This is a genomic window from Pseudomonas sp. PSB11 (assembly GCF_014596605.1).
GTDB lineage: Bacteria > Pseudomonadota > Gammaproteobacteria > Pseudomonadales > Pseudomonadaceae > Aquipseudomonas > Aquipseudomonas umsongensis.
In genome coordinates, this window is sequence record NZ_NOIO01000032.1 from 40821 (window position 1) to 62188 (window position 21368).

The following is a 21368-nucleotide window of genomic DNA, read 5'->3' on the forward strand; positions in this document are numbered from 1 at the left end:
GATACCGAGTGGGTGTTACCCCACAAATTTTACGGACTGCCTTCGCCCACAAACCGGATAGACCCCCACCCGCCCCACTCCCTCTAATGAGCACACCGATTAGCCCCAAAAAAAAAACAGGTGCACACCCATGAGTGGCGAAAAAAACGTCGAGCAGTGGAAAGCGTTTATCCAGGGCTGCCTGGACTTCCGTCCGGCAGAAGGCGTGTTCCGCATCGCCCGGGACATCTTTACCGAGCCGCAGTTGTTCGATCTGGAGATGGAACTGATCTTCGAGAAAAACTGGATCTACGCCTGCCACGAAAGCGAGCTGGCCAATAACCACGACTTCGTCACGATGCGCGCCGGTCGCCAGCCGATGATCATTACCCGCGACGGCGATGGCCAGCTCAACGCATTGATCAACGCCTGCCAGCATCGCGGCACGACCCTGACCCGCGTCGGCAAGGGCAACCAGTCGACCTTTACCTGCCCGTTCCATGCCTGGTGCTACAAAAGCGACGGGCGCCTGGTGAAGGTCAAGGCGCCGGGCGAGTATCCGGAAGGCTTCGACAAGGCCACGCGCGGCCTGAAGAAGGCGCGCATCGAGAGCTACAAGGGTTTCGTGTTCATCAGCCTCGACGTACACGCCGACAACAGCCTCGAAGACTTCCTCGGCGATGCCAAGGTGTTCTTCGACATGATGGTCGCCCAGTCGCCAACCGGTGAGCTGGAAGTGTTGCCCGGCAAGTCGGCCTACACCTACGACGGCAACTGGAAACTGCAGAACGAAAACGGCCTCGACGGCTATCACGTCAGCACGGTCCACTATAACTACGTGGCCACGGTGCAGCATCGCCAGCAGGTCAACAGCGAGAACGGCACCGGCAGCGCCAGCACCCTGGACTACAGCAAGCTCGGTGCTGGCGACGCCAACACCGATGACGGCTGGTTCGCGTTCAACAATGGCCACAGCGTGCTCTTCAGCGACATGCCGAACCCGTCCGTGCGCTCCGGCTACGCGACCATCATGCCGCGCCTCGTCGAAGAACACGGCCAGGAAAAGGCCGAATGGATGATGCATCGCCTGCGCAACCTGAACATCTACCCGAGCCTGTTTTTCCTCGACCAGATCAGCTCGCAATTGCGCATCATCCGGCCGGTGGCCTGGAACAAGACCGAGATCATCAGCCAGTGCCTGGGGGTGAAAAACGAGTCGGACGCCGACCGCGAAAACCGCATTCGCCAGTTCGAGGATTTCTTCAACGTGTCGGGCCTGGGTACACCCGACGACCTGGTGGAATTCCGTGAAGCCCAGCGCGGTTTCCAGGCCCGCCTGGAGCGCTGGAGCGACATTTCCCGCGGCAGTCACCGCTGGGCCACCGGCGCCACGCCCAACAGCGAGTCGATCGGCATCGCCCCGGCCATGACCGGCACCGAATTCACCCACGAAGGGCTCTACGTCAACCAGCACAGCAACTGGCAGAAATTCCTGCTCGATGGCCTGGACGCGAAATCCCTGAAACTCCGTGAGGTGCAATGATGAATGCGCAATTGCAGTACCAGATCGAACAGTTTTTCTATCGCAAATCCGAACTGTGCGATGCCCAGGACTGGGACGCCTACATCAAGCTGTTCGACGAGCAGAGCGAATTCCACCTGCCGCAATGGGACTCGGAACACGTCTACACCCGCGACCCCAAGCGCGAGATGTCGCTGATCTACTACCCCAACCGTTCAGGCCTGGAAGACCGTGTGTTCCGCCTGCGCACGGGCAAGTCCGCCTCCTCGACACCGATGCCGCGCACCTTGCACCTGATCAGCAACGTGCGGATCGGCGAACTTGAAAACGGTGAACTGGAGGTGCGCCTGAACTGGCACACGCTGTTCTATCGCCTGGCCACCTCCGAGCAGTTCTACGGACGTGCAACCTACCGGCTCAAGCCCCACGCCGACAGTTGGCTGATCAGCCGCAAGCATGTGCTGCTGCTCAACGACACCATCAACTCGGTACTCGACTTCTACCACCTCTGAATCCAAGGAGATCGAGGCATGAATCATAAAGTGGCGTTCAGCTTTGCCGACGGCAAAACGCTGTTCTTTCCCGTACAACCCAACGAAATCCTGCTCGACGCCGCCCTGCGCAACGGCATCAACATTCCTCTGGATTGCCGCGAAGGCGTCTGCGGTACGTGCCAGGGTCGCTGCGAATCGGGTGACTACAGCCAGGATTATGTGGACGAGGAAGCGCTCTCGAGCCTGGACCTGCAGCAGCGCAAGATGCTCACCTGCCAGACCCGGGTGAAGTCCGATGCGGCGTTTTATTTCGACTTCGCATCCAGCCTGTGCAATGCCTCGGGTCCGGAACAACTGAGCGCAACGGTGACCGGCGTCAGGCAGATTTCGGCCAGCACCGCGATCCTGCACCTGGATCTCGGTACGACGAGCCCACTGGATTTTCTGCCGGGGCAGTACGCCCGGCTGTCGATTCCGGGGACTGAAAGCAAGCGCTCCTACTCGTTTGCCAATCGGCCGAGCGAGCACAATCAACTGCAGTTCCTGATTCGCCTGCTACCCGACGGCGTGATGAGCAACTACATCCGGGAACGCTGCCGGGTAGGCGACGAAATCATGCTCGAGGCACCGCTGGGTGCGTTCTATCTGCGGCATGTGGCCAAACCACTGATCCTGGTGGCGGGTGGAACCGGGCTGTCGGCACTGCTGGGCATGCTCGACGACCTCGCCGAGCGCGGTTGCACGCAGCCGGTGCACCTGTACTACGGCGTGCGCGACGCTGCCGACCTGTGCGAACGGGCACGTATCGAGGCTTATGCCGAAAGCCTTCCGGGGTTTCGCTACACCGAAGTGGTCAGCGATCCATCGCCACAGTGGACGGGCAAGCGCGGCTACATTGCCGAGCATTTCGACCTCAGTGAACTGCGCGACGCGCCGGTCGACATGTACGTCTGCGGGCCACCGCCGATGGTCGAGTCGATCAAAGACTGGTTGCAGGCCCAGGCGCTGGACAGCGTTCACCTGTATTACGAAAAGTTCACCGAGAGTAATATCTGATCTTTCAAACCAGGCCTGACAACAATAACCAGAAGGGAACGAGATGGCGGATGAAATCTTGCAACAGGGATCGCTCAAGCGAGGGTTGAAAAATCGACATATTCAACTGATCGCCCTGGGCGGGGCGATTGGTACCGGGCTGTTCCTCGGCTCTGCGGGGGTACTCAAGTCGGCCGGCCCGTCGATGATCCTCGGTTATGCGATTGCCGGATTCATCGCCTTCCTGATCATGCGCCAGTTGGGCGAGATGATTGTCGAGGAGCCGGTAGCCGGTTCGTTCAGTCACTTCGCCCACAAGTACTGGAACGGTTTTGCCGGTTTCCTTTCCGGCTGGAATTACTGGGTGCTGTACGTGCTGGTGGGCATGGCCGAGCTGACGGCCGTGGGCAAGTACGTGCAGTTCTGGTGGCCGGAAATCCCGACCTGGGTCAGCGCCGCGGTGTTCTTCGTCCTGGTCAACCTGATCAACACGATGAACGTCAAAGTCTTCGGCGAGATGGAGTTCTGGTTCGCGATCATCAAGGTCGTGGCCATCATCGGCATGATCGTCCTGGGCTGCTACATGCTGTTCAGCGGCACCGGTGGCCCACAGGCGTCGGTCAGTAACCTGTGGAGCCACGGCGGCTTCTTCCCCAACGGCACCACCGGCCTGCTGATGTCGATGGCATTCATCATGTTCTCCTTCGGTGGCCTGGAACTCGTCGGCATCACGGCCGCTGAAGCCAGCGAACCGAGGAAGGTGATTCCCAAAGCGATCAACCAGGTGGTCTATCGCGTGTTGATCTTCTACGTCGGCGCACTCACCGTGCTGCTGTCGTTGTACCCTTGGGATCAACTGCTGCAGACCCTTGGCGCGTCCGGCGATGCGTACAGCGGCAGCCCGTTCGTCCAGATCTTCTCGTTGATTGGCAGCGATACCGCCGCGCACATCCTCAACTTCGTGGTGCTCACCGCGGCGCTCTCGGTCTACAACAGCGGCGTCTATTGCAACAGCCGCATGCTCTACGGCCTGGCCGAACAGGGCGATGCGCCGAAATCGCTGATGAAACTGAACAAACAGGGCGTGCCACTGCGGGCGCTGGGCATCTCGGCGCTGATCACCATGCTCTCCGTGCTGGTCAACTACCTGGCGCCCCATGAGGCGCTGGAATTGCTGTTCGCCCTGGTAGTCGCCTCGTTGATGATCAACTGGACGCTGATCAGCCTGACCCACCTGAAGTTTCGCAAAATCATGGGCCAGCAAGGCATCGTGCCGAGCTTCAAGTCGTTCTGGTTTCCTTACAGCAACTACCTGTGCCTGGCGTTCATGGCCATTATCATCTGCGTGATGTGGATGATTCCGGGCATACGCGCGTCTGTCATTGCTATCCCGGTGTGGGTGTTGATCATCTACGGGTTCTACCGGATGCGTGTGGCGCGGGATCGCAGCTTGCCTGTCGCGCAATAATCCTTGGCCCAACAAAAAGCCCCGGCATTCAATGAATGCCGGGGCTTTTTAATGCGCGTCCCCTGTAGGGGCGAGCCTGCTCGCGATGAACCTGAAAGCGCGCCGCGGGGTGTCAGGTTTCCCGCGTTATCGTAGGCCTCCATCGCGAGCATGCTCGCTCCTACAGGGATAAAAACGTCAGATCACAGGGTCGAACGCACCCGCCACAACTCCGGGAACAGCACGGTATCGAGCATCTTGCGCAGGTAACCCACCCCTTCTGTGCCGCCAGTGCCTGGTTGAAAGCCAATGATCCGCTCGACCGTGGTGACATGGCGGAAGCGCCACTGGCGGAATGAGTCTTCGAGATCGATGAATTTCTCGGCCAGTTGATAGAGGTCCCAATAACGCGACGGATCCTTGTAGACCACACGCCACGCCGCTTCTACCGAGGCGTCATGTTGCGTCGGGCTCGTCGGGTCACGCTCGAAACGCTGAGGGTCAATCGCAAGGCCAGCGCTGGCCATCAAGCGAATAGCTTCGTCATACAGCGAAGGTGTGGCGATGGCTTTTTCGAGTTCCTGCAACAGCTCCGGCCGATGGGCGTGGGGGCGCAATAGCGTCGCGCTCTTGTTGCCCAGGATGAATTCGATTTCACGGTACTGAAACGACTGGAAGCCCGACGATTGTCCCAGGAAAGGCCGGATCGCGTGGTACTCGGTAGGTGTCATGGTGGCCAGTACTGTCCACGCATGCACCAGTTGATCAAAGATCCGCGAAACCCGCGCCAGCATCTTGAAGGCCGGCGGCAACTCTCCCAGCCGCATGTGTTCGCGGGCAGCCTTGAGCTCGTGCAGCATCAGCTTCATCCACAGCTCAGAGGTCTGGTGCTGGATGATGAACAGCATCTCGTTATGATCCGGCGACAAGGGGTGCTGGGCACTGAGGATACGGCCCAGGTCCAGGTAGTCGCCGTAGCTCATGGAGTCGGAAAAATTCAGCTCGGCGTTATGCCATTCCTCTGTCTGATTGGCAGACGAATACGGACATTGGCTCATTGAGCAGGCTCCTCATGTGGCGTGGAATTCAGTGGACGCAAGATAGCCCTGACCGGGCTGGCGTCGAGGTTGGCAAAGCGCAGCGGCAGCGCGATCAACTCGTAATCCCCTTCCGGTACGTCATCGAGCACGATGCCTTCGAGAATGGCCATGCCGTGACGCGCCACGGCGTTGTGCGAATCCATGGTCTTGGATTGCTGCGGGTCCAGCGATGGCGTATCGATGCCGATCAGACGCACGCCGAGACTGGCGAGCAGGTCGACGGTGTCTTTGGCGACCGCCGTGAATTCGGGGTCCCAAGTGGTCAACGGCGCGCGTTGGTAGGTCCGCAGCAGGACGCGTTCGGGCAAATTGTCCAAGCGACCTTGCAGTTGTCCGGGTTGCACCAGTGCGCCGCTGCCAAGGCAATGCACCACCCGGCAAGGTCCGATATACACATCGAGGGACACGTCGCCGATGGCCGCGCCGTCCTTGCTGTAGTGCAGTGGCGCGTCGACATGGGCGCCGGTGTGCGGCGACAGCGTGATGCGCCCGACATTCACTGGGCATTCAGGCCCCAGTGTCCAGACGCGTTCTTCCTGAAACGGCGTATCTCCCGGCCAGGTCGGTGTTGCGGTACTCAAGGGCGGGCTGATGTCCCACCACGACATTGTTTTTTTCATTGCACAGCTCTCGGCCTTTTCCGAAGTGAATGATACGAGCGATACCTGTGCATGTTCTTGCAAAAAGATTCGAAAAAGCCTGGGGCTTTCGCACAAACTGCCAGATATCGGCGGTTTATCGAGTGGAAATTTCAATGGGCTTGCAGGGGCTTTCAGCCGTCAAGCGGGTGAGGGTCGCTGCGTTTCTGGATACCTCGATGTCGAGCACAGACAACTGATCCCCCGGCAGGCCCTATAGGGTGCGTCTTCAGCTCTCCCCCAACGCCGGAGTCATCATGACCGCACCGATTACCGTTCTTCGCGACACCCATCCGCTGCCCGTACTCGACGCCTGCAAATGGGAAAAACTCGAAGGCGACCCGCACACCGTCAACCTCAACGCCTACACCAGCGAAGATGGCAGCAAGATCATGGGCACCTGGATCTGCACGCCAGGCAAGTGGTACGTGGAATATGTGAAGTGGGAATACTGCGACTTCCGCGAGGGTTACTGCATCATCACCCCGGAAGGAAAAGAGCCAATCCACCTGCGCGCCGGTGACATTTTCGTCATTGAGCCGGGGATGAAAGGCACCTGGGAAGTGGTGGAAACCGTGCGCAAGTACTTCGTGTTTGCCTGATGCAAAAAAACCGGGAAATCACCCGACGTGATTTCCCGGTCAATGTCGATGCGCACATGCAATACGAGCATGCTCGCGATGGACTCAAGAGCGCCGCGTGAACCCAGGAAACACGCGTCATTGTTAACGACCATCGCGAGCAGGCTCGCTCCCACAGTTTTTATTGCGGCTTGCGATAACTGTTGATGATCGCCGAGAAGTCACTGCCGCCTTCCCCACGCAAACTCATCGCCTGGTACAACTGCTGCGCCACCGCGCCCAGTACCACCGGCTGGTGCGCCTGACGGGCCGCTTCCGTTGCCAGTCCCAGATCCTTGAGCATCAGCTCGGCACCGAAGCCACCGGTATAGCCGCGCGAGGCGGGTGCCGTTTCGACGATGCCCGGCCATGGGTTGTACATCTCCGAACTCCAGCAACGTCCGGTGGAGCTGTTGATGATGCCCGCCAGCACCTTGGTGTCGATGCCCAAGGCATCGCCCAGGGCCATGGCTTCACTGACGCCAACCATGGAAATGCCCAGCAGCAGGTTATTGCAGATCTTGGCAATTTGTCCGGTGCCCACTTCACCGCAATGGACGATGTTGCGACCCATCTGCGCCAGCACCGGTTGCAGGGTCGCGAAGAGTTCCGGGGTCGCACCGACCATGAACGTCAATGTCCCCGCCGCGGCGCCCCCGGTGCCACCGGAGACCGGCGCATCGGCCATGGCCACGCCCTGCTTGGCAGCGGCGGCGGCCACGTCACGGGCGGTCTGCGGATCGATGGTGCTGCAATCCACGGCGGGCACACCCTTGCCGATACCGGCGAGCACACCGTCTTCGCCCAGCCAGACGCTGCGTACATGCACGGCAGCGGGCAGCATGGTGATGACCAGTTCAGCACCTTGCGCCGCCTCACGGGCCGAAGCGCTGATAGTGCCGCCCAGTTGTTCAAGCTCCGCCAGCACGGTCTTGTTCAGGTCGACCAGGCGCAGTGAATGGCCGGCCTTGATGAGGTTGCGCGCCATCGGCGCGCCCATGTTGCCGAGACCGATAAAAGCAATGTTCATGTCCGGCTCCTTAACGCAGGTTGATGGTGGTGTTCACACCGTCGTTGACGCTGTCGTCATCGAACCAGCGGCTGGTGACGGTCTTGGTCTGAGTGTAGAACTGCACCACTTGCTTGCCATACGGGCCAAGGTCGCCAAGCTTGGAGCCACGGGAACCGGTGAAGCTGAAGAACGGGACCGGTACCGGAATCGGGATGTTGATGCCGACCTGGCCGACGTCGATTTCGCTCTGGAACTTGCGCGCCGCCGCACCGGACTGGGTGAACAGGCCCGTGCCGTTGCCGAACGGGTTGGCGTTGACCAGGGCAATCGCCTCGTCGAGCGTATTGACTTCCAGCACCACCAGCACCGGACCGAAGATTTCCTGGGTGTAGATTTGCATGTCGGGGGTTACACCGGAGAACAGGGTCGGGCCGACGAAGTTGCCTTTCTCGTAACCGGGAACCGTGATGTCGCGACCATCGAGCTCGAGTTTCGCGCCTTCCTTGATGCCGCTTTCGATCAGGTCGAGAATTCGCGCCTTGGCCTTTTTCGAGATGACCGGGCCGACGTCGGTGCCTGGCTCGCTGCCGGCATTGACCTTGAGTTTTTGCGCCAGCGCTTTCAAGTCAGGCAGCCATTGCTTGGCCGCACCGACCAGCACCACCACAGAAGTCGCCATGCACCGCTGACCGGCCGCGCCGAAACCGGCACCCACCAGCGCATTCAACGCCTGTTCGCGATTGGCATCGGGCAGCACCACGGCGTGGTTCTTCGCGCCCATCATCGATTGCACGCGTTTGCCGTGCTTGCCGGCCAGGTCATAGACGTGCGTGCCGACCGCCGTCGAGCCGACGAAGGAAACGGCCTTGATGTCTTTGTGGGTGCACAGCGCATCCACCACGTCCTTGCCGCCGTGCACCACGTTGAGCACGCCGGCCGGAATCCCGGCCTCGATGGCCAGCTCCACCAGGAGCATGGTCGACATCGGGTCCTGTTCGGACGGCTTGAGCACGAAGGTGTTGCCGCAGGCGATGGCCATCGGGAACATCCACAGCGGAATCATCGCCGGGAAATTGAACGGTGTGATACCGGCGCAAACGCCGATTGGTTGACGCAAGGTGTAGGTGTCCACGCCGCCCGCCACGTTTTCAGCGAACTCGCCCATTTGCAGGCTGCCGATGGAGCACGCGTGCTCGACCACTTCCAGGCCACGGAAAATATCGCCTTCAGCGTCGGCAATGGTCTTGCCCTGCTCGGCGCTCAGGACCGCCGCGATGCGCTTGGAATGTTCGCGGATCAACGCCTGCAGTTTGAGCATGATGCGCATCCGCGCGCCGATCGGCGTCAGCTTCCAGGTCTGGAAGGCGCGATGGGCGGCACTGATGGCGGCGTCGACTTCTTCAGCTGTGGCAAACGGCACCTTGGCCAGCACTTGCTGGGTTGCCGGGTTGATGATGTCGTGCCACTCGGTGGACTGCGATTCGACCCACTGGCCGTCGATCAACAGTTTGACCTTTTGCACGGTGGTCTCGTCAGGCGTAAGCGAAGCGTTCATGTGGGGTCTCCGAATCTTTGTTTTTATTTCAGGAGCCAGGGCGAAAAGTCACCCTGCGATAAGACGTGTGCCACGAATTGGTTATCGGGCTGTTTTTGGAGTATAGATGTGCAAACTTCTAATAAGAACGCACATAAAAGCCGGTCCATCATGCAAAAAAACATCACGTCTCTGGGTTCACTGAATTGGGATGACCTCAAGTTTTTCCTTGAGGTCTCACGCACCCGCAAGGCCAGCACCGCCGCCAAGCGCCTGGCCGTCGACTACACCACCGTGTCGCGGCGCATCAGTTCACTGGAAGCTTCGCTGGGCACCCTGCTGTTCGAGAAGTCCCGGACCAGCGGCTTTGTCCTGACCGCCGAAGGCCAACGCCTGATGGGCTACGCCGAGTCGATCGAAAGTACGCTGCATATGGCCTGCGAACAGGTCTCGGGCTCCGGGGTGGCCTTGTCCGGCCATGTACGCATGGGCTGCACCGAAGGGTTCGGCAGCTTTTTCATTACCCCGCAACTGAGTCACTTCGTCGACGCCTACCCGGCGATCTCAGTGGACATCCTGCCGCTGCCGCACTTCATCAGCCTGTCCAAGCGCGAGGCCGACATCGTCATCGCCCTGGAGCGCCCGGAACACGGCCCCTATGTCTGCTGCAAGCTGACGGACTACCGCCTGCAGCTGTATGCGACGCAGCAATACCTCGACAAGCACCCGGCAATCCGCCGCCCGGCCGACTTGGGCAAGCATTCGTTCATCAGTTATGTCGACGACCTGGCGTTCAGCTCCGAGCTGCTGTACCTGGCCAACGTGCTCCCCGGCGCCAGCGCCAATCTGCGCAGCACCAGCGTGATCGCGCAGTTCGTGGCCGCGCAACAAGGGCGATCACTGGCTATCCTGCCGTGCTTCCTGGCAGCCCAGGACCCACGGTTGTTGCCGGTGTTGCCGCAGGAAATCAACATCACCCGGCAATTCTGGATGTACTGTCGGGAGGATCTGAGGAAGCTCAAGCGGATTACCCTGTTGTGGGATTACATCCGCGCGGTGACCGAGCAGAACCAGGCGCTGTTGATGGGGGACAGTCGGCAGATGCTGTTCGCCGACTGAGGATGTTCAAGAACGTTCAGGTTGTAACCGGTTGGCGGCCAGCCACTTTCCTGGACAATGTCTTGCCGAACGCTATCCACCATTTTTCGTAATAGAAGGTTGAGATATGCGCGGTGATGAAAATGGCGGCGAACAACAACGGACGCTTCAGATATTTAACGATGGTATCCCCGCTACCCAGCCAGGTATGCGCCAGCAGCGGATGTACAACGTAGAGCGCGTAGGAGATGGTGGCGATATAAAACAGAATGCGGTTGTTCAGAACATGGGCAATGAATGTCCGGCCATTGAGCAGCGTACTCCCGACCATTGCGGCGGCAATGTAAGGGCGCAAGTAGTTCATGAAACCACCGTCGGGATGACTGGACACGACAAACAAGGCGAATAAAGCCATTTGCACGACCAGCATTTGTGCCGGCGCCTTCACAAGATTATTACCCAGTCTTTTGTGATAGATCAGCGCCAGTATGCAACCAGACAGTATTTCATCAATGCGGTAATAGGTATTGATGACGACATGGGCATCATTCATGACTCGATAGGTTGTGACGGCGATGGCAAGAAAAGGGATGAGCACCATCCACCTTTTCCTCATCATGACTACCAGCAAGGCGATGGCCACATAAAACTGGACCTCCATGCACAAACTCCATAAATGGCCGTTTACCTCGCCAAGCCACATGGGTGGCCAGTTGGCAAAGAACAAAAAGTTTGCGATGTAGTAATCCGGAGGGCTGCTCATGATAGGCAAGACAATTGCCATGTACAGCCAGGCAAGAGGCACAATGCGAAAGAACCTGCGAATCAGAAAATCAATGACGCTGTCGTTATTGAGCAGAAAACTTGTGATCAGGAAACCCGACAAGGTAAAAAATATAGCCATGCCCATGACGCCTGCAGCAGAATTCAACTGCAAAAACTTTGGGCCAAGTGGTAGCAGGTGACACGCCAGTACCAGCAAGATACTTATTCCGCGCCATCCATCAAGTACGTTTAATCGAGAGCCTGCTACGGAACTATCACTCATATTGGCATTCGCTCTTTGGATATAAAAACCCAATAGTCGTAGCAGTGAAAATCTCATGAAGCCAGACCATTCAAGCCTGAAGTCTAGGCCAGCTTTTGCGCTTTACACTTCACGCCATGATAAAATTTTGTCGCGAGCATTTGGCTAAATAACTGTTTTTTTGACGTTGCTTTCATGGCGTGAAGTGCAACGCCCACTTTTTGGCAGATGCGCTGCGAGCGCTGTCAGGCGCTCGCCTCCTTGAGTTCCAGCATCAGCCCGCTCAAGCGTTTGACCCGACGTCGCACCGCCTCTTCGAAGACGCCAGCCCGAGGTTCGATCAATGTGAACCAATCCTTGGCCCGGGTGATGCCGGTATAGATCAGCTCCTTGGTGAGCACCGGGTTCAGGGCATCGGGCAGGATCAACGCAGTGTGGGCGAATTCCGAGCCCTGGGATTTGTGCACGGTCATGGCGTACACGGTTTCGACATCATTGAGGCGACTGGGCAACACAAAACGCACGCCGCCCTGGCCGTCGTTCCTCGGGAACGCGACTCGCAGCACCGGTTTCCCGGCCTCGGGCCCCTCGCGCTCGGGAAGCTTGAGGGCAATGCCGATGTCGCCATTCATCAAGCCCAGACCGTAATCGTTGCGGGTCATCAGCACCGGGCGGCCTTCGTACCACTGCTGGTCGCTGTCGATCAGCCGTGCCTTCAACAAGGCGTCGGTCACCCGCTGGTTCAAGCCTTCCACGCCCCACGGGCCTTTGCGCACTGCGCACAACAACTGGAAGGCGTCGAACGCTTGCAGGACCTGCCGGGCCCAATCGGTCCAGCGCGCATCTTCCAGGGGACAATCGAGCGCTGGACGCTGGTTGCGCAGCAGGTTCAAGTAATAGCGGTAGCCTTGCGGCCCCTCACCATGACCTTCGAGCAGCAGGCGCTCCAGCGCCCGATCCTGTTCATTGCGCAGGGACAGGCTGAACACATCGTCGTGGCTTCGCGCCGCCAGCAACTTGCGGGCTTGCGCGGGCTGTTGCTGGTTCACCCAACGAGCCAACTGGCCAATGCCGCTGCCTTCGCCGAAACGCCGCGAGTGGCGCAACATCACCACTTGCTGGGCCAGCGGATGGGTGCCCTGGGTGTCTTCCTGCAGCCCACTGTCTGCCAGGCTTTCGCCACTGACGGTTTGCAGCCATTGTCGAGTGTGTGGGCTATACCAGCCCGCTTCGGCGTCGCGACACAGATCGCCCAGCACGGCACCGGCCTCCACCGACGCCAGTTGGTCCTTGTCACCCAACAGCACCAGGCGGGCATGGGCCGGCAGCGCATCGAGCAGGTTGGCCATCATTTCCAGGTCGATCATCGACGCTTCGTCCACCACCAGTACATCCAGCGGCAAGTGATTGCCGGCGTGGTGACGGAAATGTCGCGTCCCCGGGCGGCTGCCGAGCAGGCGGTGCACGGTGGTGACGTCAGAGGGGATTTTCTCGCGGATGGCTTCAGTGACTTTCAGCGTTCGCACTTGTGCGCTGATGGACTCGGTCAGCCGCGCCGCCGCCTTGCCGGTTGGCGCCGCAAGACGAATGCGCAGCGGCTTGCCCGCCTCTACGGCCGGGGCCTGGAGTAAGGCGAGCAAGCGCACCACCGTGGTGGTCTTGCCGGTTCCCGGACCGCCGGTGACGATACTGAAAGCGCTGCGAGTCGCCAGGGCGCAAGCGAGTTTTTGCCAGTCGACGACCTCACCGGGCCTGGCCGGACCGAATAGCCCCGTCAGGCGCTGCAACAAGTCCCCCGGTGCACTCTCGTGCACCGCCAGGCGCTCGCGCAACGCATTGTCGATACGTCGTTCGTAGGTCCAGTAGCGTCGCAGGTACAGGCGCTTGCCGGCCAACACCAGAGGCCGCTGATGCACGCTGTCGCGCTCGTCCGCCGCCAATGCAACCAGGCTGCTGGCGGCCAGCACCTTGCACCAGTGGGCGCCATCCAGCCCTTCCAGCAGTTGCGATGGCAGCAACATCGCGCCACCTTGCAGGTCGCCTTCCGGGGGCAGCGACAGGGCAAAGTCCGGCTCCTTGAGGGTTTCGAACAGGTCCAGGCACACATGCCCATGACCCAACTGGTGACTGGTCAATGCCGCCGCCAGCAGTACCAGCGGATCATCGTTCGGAGCCAGTTCGTGAAGAAAACCGACGAAGGCCTTGTCCAGTGCTCGCAACCAGCCGCGCTCGACCCAACGCGTGAGCAGCAGCAACAAGTCTTCGGCACACGTCAAAGGGCTGAGTTGCGCCAGGCTGTCGGCACTCAATGGCGTCGACAGCACATTGGCGAAGGTGCGGTTCATAGCAGTTCTCCCTGTTCCCAGGCGGGTTCGACCCTGGGCTGCGGCTTGCCCTGAAACAGGCGGTCCAGTTGCTCGATCAGCACCTTGGGTGGGCGGGCAAAATACACGCCCTGGCTTGGCGCACGGGTACCGCGCAGGAACAGGTACAGCGCGCCTCCGACATGCCGGTCGTAATCGTAATCGGCAAGCCGGGCCTTGAGCTGGCGGTGCAGGGCCAGCAGGTACAACACGTATTGCAGGTCGTAGCGGTTGTCGAGAATCGACTGCTCCATGGCCTGCGCGGTATAGGCCGCGTCGTCGACGCCGAGCCAGTTGGATTTGTAGTCGGCGACGTAATAGCGGCCGTCATGCTCGAACGTCAGGTCGATGAAGCCCTTGAACATGCCGTTGAGCAACACCGACTCGGCGGCCACCCGAGGCACACCGTTGTGGGTGTATTGACACACCAGCGCATCGAGCTTGAGCACATCGACCTTGTGGCTGGCGAACCAGAACTCCATTTCGACCCGGTACTGGGTCAACTGCCCGAATACCACCGGTGCCTCGCCGCTGCCCAGCGGCAACGGCGACTTGAGCAGGTGCTGCAGCCATTCACTCAGCGTGCTGATCCAGCCTTCCCAGCCACGGCGATTGCAGCGACGGGCAATCGCATCTTCCACGGCTTGCCCGGTGACGGCAAAACCTTCGTTGCCGGCCCATTCGAGCAACCCATGGAGAAAGGTGCCCGGGTTCGGGCCACGGGGGAATCGATGGATATCGGCACCGCCGGCCACCATCTCTCGAGGGGTATGCGGGTCAAGACGTTCGTCGTCGAAGAGTTTCTGTGCCTGTGCACTTTCGGGCGCCTGGTCACTGCCGATGCTCAGGCTGTCGCCGATGCGCAAGGCGCTGTAAGAGGCAATCCACCAGTTTTCACTGGCCTTGCGTTGCACGGTCAACGGTGCCAGCAACGCAGCGGTGTTCTGCGGTGGATGGTAGTGCTCGCGGGAGGCTTCAGGCATTTGTTCAAGACCAATCGCCGGACAGCCCTGTTGCAGGTCTCGCAACCAGGCCTGCAAGCCCGCCGACTCGTTCAAGCAAGCACCGCCGCCCAACAGATACCCCAGCGCCGACAGGTGCAGCACCGAGCTGTTGTTATTGCCGCGCTTGAGATCCGCCACGCCCAGCCAGCAGGCATGTTGCGCCCGGGTCAGGGCCACATACAACAGGCGCAGGTCTTCAGCCAGGCGCTCATCATCGGCCAGGGCGATCAATTCGGCCGTGGGGTTCAAGGTCACTTGGGCCTTGCCTGCGACATCGTGGTAATGCAACGGCAGACGACTGCCATCCACCGGTTTCGCCGAGCAAATGAACGGCAGGAACACCAAAGGGTACTCCAGCCCCTTGGACTTGTGGATGGTCACGACCTTGACCAGTTGCTCGTCGCTTTCCAGACGCAGGATCTGCTCTTCACCCGCCTGGCCCGACAACGCCAGGTGCTCGGACAAATGCCGGATCAATGCCTGCTCGCCATCAAGTTCGGCGGCCGCCTGTTGCAGCAACTCGGACAGGTGCAGCAGATTGGTCAGGACCCGCTCGCCATCGCTGCGCGCTATCAATGCCTGGGGCAGCTTGAAGTCATGCAGCAAGCGTCGCAGCATTGGCAACACGCCATGCTTGCGCCAAATCTCGCGATAGCGGCGAAACTGCATGACCCGCGCTTCCCAGGCCAGTTCGTCCTGGTTCAATTGCTCCAGCTCGACCAACGACAGATTCAATGTGATGCTGGCCAGTGCCGCGCGCAGTGGCCGCTCGACGTCCGGCTCGGCGCAGGCCTTGAGCCAGGTCAGCACGTCATGGGCTTCCTGCGCGGCGAACACCGAATCCTTGTCCGACAGATAAACGCTACGCACGCCTCGGTTGGCGAGCTCGGTACGCACCGCCTGCGCTTCCTTGCCATCACGCACGAGGATGGCAATGTCCGCAGGCATCAAGCCTCTGAGCGGCTGGTCATCGCGCACGAAGCCCGCAACCCCTTGTTGTCCGCCGTTGAGCAAGGCGGTGATTTCGCTGGCACAGGCGGCGGCCAGTTGTTGGCGATAAACCGCACCGGACAACGGCTGCTCGGCGCACAGGTGCCAGATGTTCAACGCCGGTACTGCCTGATCATCGATGCGCAGGACTTCCTTGCGCCCCTGGGACTCGACAGGCTGGAAGGGCACCGGGTTGTCGCCATTGTTTTCCCGGAACAGGAACGCCCCGCGCCCGGACTCGCGAGACTCGGCATAGTCGAACACGTGATTCACGGCACCGACCATGCCATGGCTCGAACGGAAGTTGGTGCCCAGGGTGTGCAGGCGGCCTGTGGTCGCCTGACGGGCCCGCAAGTAGGTATAGATATCAGCGCCGCGGAAGGCGTAGATCGCCTGCTTCGGGTCGCCGATCAGGAACAGCCCGCTGTCGGGGCTGTTGTCTTCAATGCGGTAGATGCTCTCGAAGATCCGGTACTGCACCGGGTCGGTGTCCTGGAATTCGTCGATCAATGCCACCGGGAACTGTTCGCGGATCAAGCTCGCCAGTCGCTCGCCACCATCGCTTTGCAGCGCCGCGTCCAGGCGCAGCAACATGTCGTCGAAGCCCATTTCCGCACGACGGCGCTTTTCCTCTTCGAAACGCGCCCCCACCCAATGGGCAGCGTGTTGCAGTACGGCCGCATCGGGCGTCGGCAAGCCATCAAGACAGGCCTTGAGCGCGGGCATGGCGTCCAGGCCCGGATGATCCGGCGCGGCGCCTTTCTTCCAGGCTTCTGCCATGCCGTCAGGGGTCAGGCGCGTGAAGCCGGTACCGATGTCCAGTTGCTCAAGGGACTCGTCTTCGGCCCAGGCTTTGATTTTCTCGAACCAGGGCTCGAAATACCGCGCCTGCATCTTGCGCCCGTCGACACTCTTGCTGGCGACACCTTCGTGACACAGGGCCAGCAACTCGTCGGCCCACTGGCGCCACGGCATCTTCAGCTCAAGCAAGGCGGCTCGCCGCTCCTGCAGGCACTCAGTGATCAATTGCGCCGGCTCCTTACCGGCGAGGGTGTCACGCGCGCTGGCGAACAACCCGCGGATCCGCGGCAACAAGGCGGCCGGACCGCCCCAATTGCTGCGCACCCAGTTCAACGCATCGCCCTGCATCGGATAACAGAACAAGCGCCAGTAATCGCGCAGCACTTCCCCCAGCAGATCGCTGTGATCGGTTTCCAAAGTCTGAGTGAACAGGCTACCGCTGTCGAAAGCGTGCTCGCGCAACATGCGCTGGCACCAACTGTGGATGGTCGACACGGCCGCCTCATCCATCCATTGCGCGGCGATGTCCAGGCGGTTGGCGCAGCCGGGCCACTGTTCCGGCGCGTACTCTTGCCGCAGCTGGTTGATCAGTGCGTCGGGGGCCGGCGTTTCGTCGCGGAAAAACCGTGCGGCTTCTGCCAGTCGCGTACGGATGCGTTCGCGCAGCTCTTTGGTGGCGGCATCGGTAAAGGTCACCACGAGGATCTGTGGCGGCAGCAGTTCACGACCGAAACCCGTGTGCTGTCCATCGCTGGATTCGCCACCGTGCCCCAGAACCAGGCGCAGGTAGAGTGCGGAAATGGTAAAGGTCTTGCCGGTCCCGGCGCTGGCTTCGATCAGTTGACTGCCTCGCAGCGGGAACGCCAGGGCCAAGGGTGTCTGGGTGGTCATGGGCGGGCTTCCTCACTGGACACTGAGCGCCAAGGAGCCTCTAGCAGTGGTCGATACAAGGCATCGCACCAATCGACGAATGTCTCGTCGGCGACCAGGGCGTCGTAATCGGCGAACTGACGGGCCAGCGCCATGCTTTCGCGGCGCTCGCCGTCAGTGGTCAAGCCGTCGCCCTCATAGGCCTTGCGGGCCGCTGCCTGGGCTTTGGCCGGGTCGGTCTGCCCGAGCCATGTAAAGGCGGTCTTGACCGCTATCGGCAGGGGTTGGCGCATTCCGGATTGCCAGGCCAGTAACAGATCGGCCAGGGTTCGCAAGGCACTCTCCTGTGCAATCGGGTCGAGCAGCAGGCTGTCATCACTGGCGACCAAGGCCGTGGTCATCGGCATGCCGCTGGCGCACGCCACCAGATGATTGACCCACGGTCGTGTCAGCCGATGCCACTTGCGGGTCTTGATCGAACCAATGCTGTTGGGGATCGTCGTGACTGCCAGCAAGCCCCCGTCTGCCCGTTGATGCAGGCCACTGAGCCAGCCCTCGATACGCAGGTCGTCCACTTGCAGATTGACTGGCAGGGCACTGCTCAGGGGTGTTGGCCATAACGCCAGGAGCTGTTGATAACGCGCAAGCAGATCCGGCAAGGGTTCGATCAACTCGCGTTGCAGGCATTCGCCAAATCCTGCCATGGGCAGCAGCCCACTGTTTTGCAGGCGACTGGCCTGCGCCTCCAGCACCTGCTCGGTATTTTCCAGGTCTGCCAACGCCGCGCCGAGCAAACTGTCGCTCAGGCCATAGCGTTGCAAGGCATCGAGGACAAAGGGTTCTTCATCGGCCAAAGGCGCTTCTGCAGCTTCAAAGAACACCTTCAATCGCTGACTGAAGAAGTGTCGCACCGGGTTGCGCAGGAAATCCTGCAACTGCCCCAGACTCAGCGGCTCTTCCTGGACGTGGGCATCGAGCATCTCATGGCCGGGCGCATGCCCGCCGTCTTGGTGAAGCACCTGCCACTCGCTGGCATAGCTGAACAGGGCATCTCCCTGGTGGAAGTAACGGGCACTGAAGGGTTGCAGCGGATGCTCCTGGGTCATGGCCTCAAGCAAGCCTTGCTCGGCATCGGCCAATCGCCAACCGCTGGCCAGGTGGTCACGGAGCTGGCCGATCAGCACCGATGCCGGGCGCTCGCTGTTATCGCGAATGCTGCGACCGACCCAGCTTATGTAGAGTTGATCGCGCGCCGACAACAATGCTTCCAGCAGCAAATAGCGGTCGTCCTCACGCCGCGAGCGATCGCCAGGCCGGTAGTCGCTGCCCATGAGGTCGAAGTCCAGTGGCGGCTGTGCCCGCGGGTAATCACCATCGTTCATCCCCAGCAGGCACACCAGTTTGAACGGAATCGCGCGCATGGGCATCAAGGTACAGAAGTTGACCGCTCCAGCCAGAAAACGCTGGGACAATCGCCCCTGATCGAGACCGGCCAACCAGGCTTCACGGACGACGGTCAGCGGTAGATCGTCGTGCAAGCCAACTGACTCACAGTTTTCCAGCCAGGTTTCGCGTAACGTTTCCAGCTGCGTCAACAAATACTCGTCGTGCTCATTACTGGCCTGGAAGAACAGTGCCACCAATGCCTGCAAGCGCAGGCTCCATTGCTGCGGCGATGCCGGTTGAGAGAGCTCGTGGTGGGCAATTTCCAGTGCGTCCAGTAGCGCAACCAGCGGGCCTATGAGCGCGGCATCCAGACCACCGATCTCGTCGTAGGGTTCGATGCCGCCACAGGCACCGGAACTGCCTACGGCATACCCGAGCAACATGCGCCGCAGGCCAAAACGCCAACTGTTTTGCTCCAATGCCTCGGGCAGCCCCAGGCCTGCGCGCTGCTCGGCGTTCATCCCCCAGCGGATTCCCGCCCCTTCGATCCAGCGATGCAGGGTCGGCAGGTCACGTTCCTCCACGCCGAAGCGCTCCCGTAGCGCCGGGACGTCCAGCAGGTCGAGAATCTCGCTGACCGGGAAACGGCTGTCTGGCAGCTTGAGCAGATGCTCCACCGCGATCAACAGCGGGTCACGGCCGCGCTGTCCTTGGTCCGCGAGGGTGAAGGGTATGAAGCGCGGATCGTGGCGCTCAAGCTGGCCGAACACCGCGCGAATATGCGGGGCATAGGCGTCGATGTCCGGGACCATGACAATCACATCCCGGGGACGTAGAAGCGGATCGGCGCTGAAGCGCGCGAGCAACTGATCGTGCAGGATCTCCACTTCGCGCTGGGCGCTGTGGGCAATGTGGAAGCGGATCGACGAGTCTTTCTGTAGATCCACGGCCGGCCAGTATTCACGGGTTTCGCCCAATGGACGCAACTCAAGGATGTCGTCTTGCAACTGGTTGAGCATGTGCAGGGGTTGGCTTTCACTGAACAGGTCGATGCGCCCGTCACGAAACGCCGATCGATAGCTGTTGGGATCGTCGTAGCTGTCGAGCAGGTTGATGTAGTCCCGTCCCTGCTTGCCCCATGCAGCCAGTAAGGGATGCGCGTGTTGATGCAGGGTTTGCGGATCGAGAACGCCCGGCATGCCACTTTTGCGTGCCTGCCGTTTGTATTGATGACGTAGCAAGTCTTTGTCGGCGACGATGTCTGCCCAATGGTGACGACAGGGGTTGTGCACGCACAGCAGCACCTGGCTGAACCGAGCCAATCCGGCCAGGGCCTCGAGGGCTTGAGCGGGCAGCGAGGAAATGCCGAATACGATGACCCGTGACGGTAATCCACTCGGAGCCACGTCGAGACTGTTGATGCGTTCGATAAACCGCTGATGCACGCCGGCCCGGCTTTGCGCCATCCCTTCTTCACCGACATCCAGCAACAGTGCACGCCACAACTCTGCCTGCCAGGCATTGGCAGCAGTCAACAGCTTGGCTTCGCCCCTGCCGTTACGTAACTGGTGACGACCTTGCGCCCAGTCTTCGAGCCAATCGGCGCGGTACACCTGGTACTGGTCGAACAGATCCGCCAGTCGCTCAGCCAGTTGATAGCGTTTGCGCAAATCGGGGTCATGGGTGAGAAAACGCTGGAGCGGCTCGAAGTGTGGCTGATTGATCAACTGCGGCAGCAGACGCATCAGGCGCCAGGTCAGGGGGGCTTTATCCAGCAGCGACTTGGCCGGGATCTCGTCGCGACCCAGGACCATCCGGTAGAGCTGCCACATGAAACTGCCGGGCAATTGCACATCGATGGCGGCGGCGATCCCGCAGCCGCCCATGTCATCGTCTTCAGGATCTTCGGCGAGTGCCAGCTTAAGCCATTGCGCTATGCCGTTGCTCTGCACCAAGGCGATTTCATTTTCCAGGGGGGCCAGCGGGTAGCGCCGCATCCAGCTCACCACCAGGCTGCGTAACTCGTCCAGGCGATTGCCGTGAACCACCATAAAACCAGCACTGAGGGACGTTGCGTCCGGCATAAAGGCTTCCTTGGAAAGCGCAAATCGAGGGACGACTTTAACATTGAAGGCGGTTGGCTTCATTTTTAGGAGCGAGCATGCTCCGGGCGGCGTTTCGATGATGAACTTGAGAACGCCGCGGGGTGCCAGGCTTCCCGCGTCATCGTTGACGTCCATCGCGACGGTGCGACGATTCGACAGGCTCGCTCCTACAGGAGGGTTAGCGATGGCCACAAAGACAAAACCCCTACCTGCATACGCAGATAGGGGTTTTGGAATTTAATCTTGACGATGACCTACTCTCACATGGGGAAACCCCACACTACCATCGGCGATGCATCGTTTCACTTCTGAGTTCGGGATGGGATCAGGTGGTTCCAACGCT

14 protein-coding genes and 1 rRNA gene are annotated in these 21368 nt (G+C 60.4%); 6 read left to right on the plus strand and 9 right to left on the minus strand.

The window, feature by feature from the left end; genetic code table 11:
- Positions 1-130: 130 nt before the first annotated feature.
- From antA to CGA21_RS26390, 4 genes are read left to right on the plus strand one after another with little or no spacing between them, the layout of a single operon-like run.
- The gene (gene antA / locus CGA21_RS26375) at positions 131-1522 is read left to right on the plus strand and encodes an anthranilate 1,2-dioxygenase large subunit (RefSeq protein WP_110746680.1); all 1392 of its coding nucleotides are present in this window, start codon (positions 131-133) and stop codon (positions 1520-1522) included.
- Positions 1522-2013: an anthranilate 1,2-dioxygenase small subunit gene (antB, locus tag CGA21_RS26380; RefSeq protein ID WP_110746678.1), complete on the plus strand. Its 492-nt coding sequence runs from the start codon at positions 1522-1524 to the stop codon at positions 2011-2013. The genes antA and antB overlap by 1 nt, the downstream gene beginning before the upstream one ends.
- Before the next feature lie 18 nt (positions 2014-2031).
- Entirely contained in the window at positions 2032-3051 is a 1020-nt protein-coding gene (gene antC / locus CGA21_RS26385; RefSeq protein ID WP_188265376.1) for an anthranilate 1,2-dioxygenase electron transfer component AntC, read from the plus strand.
- A gap of 43 nt (positions 3052-3094) precedes the next feature.
- Positions 3095-4498, plus strand: a complete 1404-nt coding sequence (locus tag CGA21_RS26390) for an amino acid permease (RefSeq protein WP_188265377.1) — start codon at positions 3095-3097, stop codon at positions 4496-4498.
- Between the two features lie 182 nt (positions 4499-4680).
- Here CGA21_RS26390 and kynA read toward each other — a convergent pair whose 3' ends face one another.
- Together kynA and kynB are read right to left on the minus strand one after the other, a co-directional pair.
- Positions 4681-5535 carry a tryptophan 2,3-dioxygenase gene (gene kynA / locus CGA21_RS26395; RefSeq protein ID WP_110746673.1) on the minus strand — a complete coding sequence of 285 codons (855 nt, stop codon included), beginning with the start codon at positions 5533-5535 and terminating at the stop codon, positions 4681-4683.
- Complete coding sequence (gene kynB / locus CGA21_RS26400) at positions 5532-6197, minus strand: arylformamidase (RefSeq protein WP_110746671.1); 666 nt, start codon at positions 6195-6197, stop codon at positions 5532-5534. The genes kynA and kynB overlap by 4 nt, the downstream gene beginning before the upstream one ends.
- 275 nt (positions 6198-6472) lie before the next feature.
- Between kynB and CGA21_RS26405 the strand changes: the two genes are divergently transcribed.
- Entirely contained in the window at positions 6473-6817 is a 345-nt protein-coding gene (locus CGA21_RS26405) for a cupin domain-containing protein (protein ID WP_007946320.1), read from the plus strand.
- A 160-nt stretch (positions 6818-6977) separates the two neighbouring features.
- On the opposite strand, the gene mmsB is transcribed toward CGA21_RS26405, so the two are convergent.
- Together mmsB and CGA21_RS26415 are read right to left on the minus strand one after the other, a co-directional pair.
- Positions 6978-7865, minus strand: coding sequence for a 3-hydroxyisobutyrate dehydrogenase (gene mmsB / locus CGA21_RS26410; RefSeq protein WP_179053853.1), 888 nt, complete (start codon positions 7863-7865; stop codon positions 6978-6980).
- Between the two features lie 10 nt (positions 7866-7875).
- Positions 7876-9402: a CoA-acylating methylmalonate-semialdehyde dehydrogenase gene (locus CGA21_RS26415; protein ID WP_110746667.1), complete on the minus strand. Its 1527-nt coding sequence runs from the start codon at positions 9400-9402 to the stop codon at positions 7876-7878.
- A gap of 150 nt (positions 9403-9552) precedes the next feature.
- On the opposite strand from CGA21_RS26415, the gene CGA21_RS26420 reads away from it, so the two are divergent.
- The gene (locus tag CGA21_RS26420) at positions 9553-10500 is read left to right on the plus strand and encodes a LysR family transcriptional regulator (RefSeq protein WP_110746665.1); all 948 of its coding nucleotides are present in this window, start codon (positions 9553-9555) and stop codon (positions 10498-10500) included.
- Positions 10501-10516: 16 nt separating this feature from the next.
- Here the strand turns inward: CGA21_RS26420 and CGA21_RS26425 are convergent, their stop codons facing one another.
- The 5 genes from CGA21_RS26425 to rrf all read right to left on the minus strand — a co-directional run.
- Complete coding sequence (locus tag CGA21_RS26425) at positions 10517-11527, minus strand: acyltransferase family protein (protein ID WP_110746664.1); 1011 nt, start codon at positions 11525-11527, stop codon at positions 10517-10519.
- 224 nt (positions 11528-11751) lie between these two features.
- Positions 11752-13851, minus strand: a complete 2100-nt coding sequence (gene recD / locus CGA21_RS26430) for an exodeoxyribonuclease V subunit alpha (protein WP_188265378.1) — start codon at positions 13849-13851, stop codon at positions 11752-11754.
- The gene (gene recB, locus CGA21_RS26435) at positions 13848-17555 is read right to left on the minus strand and encodes an exodeoxyribonuclease V subunit beta (RefSeq protein WP_188265379.1); all 3708 of its coding nucleotides are present in this window, start codon (positions 17553-17555) and stop codon (positions 13848-13850) included. The genes recD and recB overlap by 4 nt, the downstream gene beginning before the upstream one ends.
- Entirely contained in the window at positions 17552-21004 is a 3453-nt protein-coding gene (gene recC, locus CGA21_RS26440; protein ID WP_188265380.1) for an exodeoxyribonuclease V subunit gamma, read from the minus strand. The genes recB and recC overlap by 4 nt, the downstream gene beginning before the upstream one ends.
- A 262-nt stretch (positions 21005-21266) precedes the next feature.
- Positions 21267-21368 (minus strand): 5S ribosomal RNA (rrf, locus tag CGA21_RS26445); the annotation flags it as partial.

Excerpts from the sequence above, each read along its gene's own strand:
- kynB (WP_110746671.1), bottom strand. The coding sequence starts at position 6,197 with ATGAAAAAAACAATGTCGTGGTGGGACATCAGCCCGCCCTTGAGTACC.
- CGA21_RS26425 (WP_110746664.1), bottom strand. The coding sequence starts at position 11,527 with ATGAGTGATAGTTCCGTAGCAGGCTCTCGATTAAACGTACTTGATGGA.
- mmsB (WP_179053853.1), bottom strand. The coding sequence starts at position 7,865 with ATGAACATTGCTTTTATCGGTCTCGGCAACATGGGCGCGCCGATGGCG.
- kynA (WP_110746673.1), bottom strand. The coding sequence starts at position 5,535 with ATGAGCCAATGTCCGTATTCGTCTGCCAATCAGACAGAGGAATGGCAT.
- recC (WP_188265380.1), bottom strand. The coding sequence starts at position 21,004 with ATGCCGGACGCAACGTCCCTCAGTGCTGGTTTTATGGTGGTTCACGGC.
- antB (WP_110746678.1), top strand. The coding sequence starts at position 1,522 with ATGAATGCGCAATTGCAGTACCAGATCGAACAGTTTTTCTATCGCAAA.
- antA (WP_110746680.1), top strand. The coding sequence starts at position 131 with ATGAGTGGCGAAAAAAACGTCGAGCAGTGGAAAGCGTTTATCCAGGGC.
- CGA21_RS26405 (WP_007946320.1), top strand. The coding sequence starts at position 6,473 with ATGACCGCACCGATTACCGTTCTTCGCGACACCCATCCGCTGCCCGTA.
- CGA21_RS26420 (WP_110746665.1), top strand. The coding sequence starts at position 9,553 with ATGCAAAAAAACATCACGTCTCTGGGTTCACTGAATTGGGATGACCTC.
- recB (WP_188265379.1), bottom strand. The coding sequence starts at position 17,555 with ATGACCACCCAGACACCCTTGGCCCTGGCGTTCCCGCTGCGAGGCAGT.
- CGA21_RS26415 (WP_110746667.1), bottom strand. The coding sequence starts at position 9,402 with ATGAACGCTTCGCTTACGCCTGACGAGACCACCGTGCAAAAGGTCAAA.
- antC (WP_188265376.1), top strand. The coding sequence starts at position 2,032 with ATGAATCATAAAGTGGCGTTCAGCTTTGCCGACGGCAAAACGCTGTTC.
- CGA21_RS26390 (WP_188265377.1), top strand. The coding sequence starts at position 3,095 with ATGGCGGATGAAATCTTGCAACAGGGATCGCTCAAGCGAGGGTTGAAA.
- recD (WP_188265378.1), bottom strand. The coding sequence starts at position 13,851 with ATGAACCGCACCTTCGCCAATGTGCTGTCGACGCCATTGAGTGCCGAC.